Here is a 1,224-nt window from a genome sequence, read left to right on the forward strand (position 1 = left end):
CGGCGACGCCGGGCGCGCCCTCGCCGGGCGGCGCCGTGCCGTCGCCGCTGGTCGTCGCCGGCGTCCCGGAGGGGCTGGTAGCGACCGCGGACATCCCCGGTGCGGTGCGCCGGCCGCCGTCCCTTGCGGTGGTCCCGGAGGGCGGGCGGCAGGCCGCGTACCTCTCGACGGCCACCGGCACGGTGTGGCGCCTGGTCGTGGCGGCCGACCCGGTCGACCAGGCGGGGCTGCCGGGCAACCCGGTCGAGATCCCGCCGTACTGGAGCCTGGGCGGCCAGCTCCTCATGACCGACCACGACGGCACCCTCTACCTGAAGGCCTGGCAGCCGGACGGCCACCGCTGGTTCGTCGCCGTCACGGGCGGCGACCTCGCGCAGCGCCTGACGGTCGTCAACCGGGTGGCCACCACCAACTTCACCATGTAGCCCGCCTCGGCGGCCCGGACAGCGACACGACAGCGGCCCCCGGATCGCTCCGGGGGCCGCTGCTGTTCGTCGAGTACCGCGGGCTCAGTGGCCCGAGGTGATCTCCTCGCGGTCCGCGTCCTCCACCTCGCGCGGTGCCCGCTTCGCCGGGGCCGCCTTCTCGATCGGGTAGAAGAAGCCCTTCACCGTCGGGGCGAGCGCGCCGATGCGGTTCATCTTCTTCGGCACCACCCAGCCGCCGTACTCCAGGCCGTGGTGCCCGTCGCCCTCGGCGCCGTGGCCGTCGCCCGACGGCAGCGGCTGGTGCACCTCGATGAAGCGGCCGTCCGGCAGGCGGCGGATGATGCCGGTCTCCACGCCGTGGGCCAGGACCTCACGGTCGTGCTGCTGGAGGCCGAGCGCGATGCGGTACGCCACGTAGTAGGCCAGCGGTGGCAGCACGAGGATGCCGATGCGGCCCGCCCAGGTCATGGCGTTGAGGCTGATGTGGAACTTGTCGGCCACCACGTCGTTGCCACCGGAGATGAGCAGCACCACGTAGAAGGAGATCGCCATCGCGCCGAGCGCGGTGCGGAACGGGTTGTCCCGCGGGCGCTGGAGCAGGTTGTGGACCGCCTTGTCCTTGGTGAATCTCGCCTCGATGAACGGATAGAAGATCGGCAACATCGTCAGGATGCCCGGTAGCACGACCGTCGGCCAGAAGATCGCTGGGATGGTATAGCCGTCACCCCAGCCGAACAGGTCGAACCGTATCTCCCAGGCCGGGAAGAGGCGGGTCGAGCCGTCGAGGAACATGACG

Annotated in this window: 1 protein-coding gene and 1 pseudogene; one reads left to right on the plus strand and one right to left on the minus strand. The window is 71.7% G+C overall.

Translation table 11 applies throughout. From position 1 onward, the window contains the following. On the plus strand, window positions 1–425 hold a 425-nt coding region (locus tag ABZS66_RS61765; protein ID WP_354774310.1), incomplete at its 5' end, for a hypothetical protein. A gap of 84 nt (window positions 426–509) precedes the next feature. Here the strand turns inward: ABZS66_RS61765 and ABZS66_RS61770 are convergent. Then, window positions 510–1,224, minus strand: a pseudogene (locus ABZS66_RS61770) (cytochrome b); the annotation flags it as partial.

It is taken from the genome of Dactylosporangium sp. NPDC005572 (assembly GCF_040605515.1).
Taxonomy (GTDB): domain Bacteria; phylum Actinomycetota; class Actinomycetes; order Mycobacteriales; family Micromonosporaceae; genus Dactylosporangium.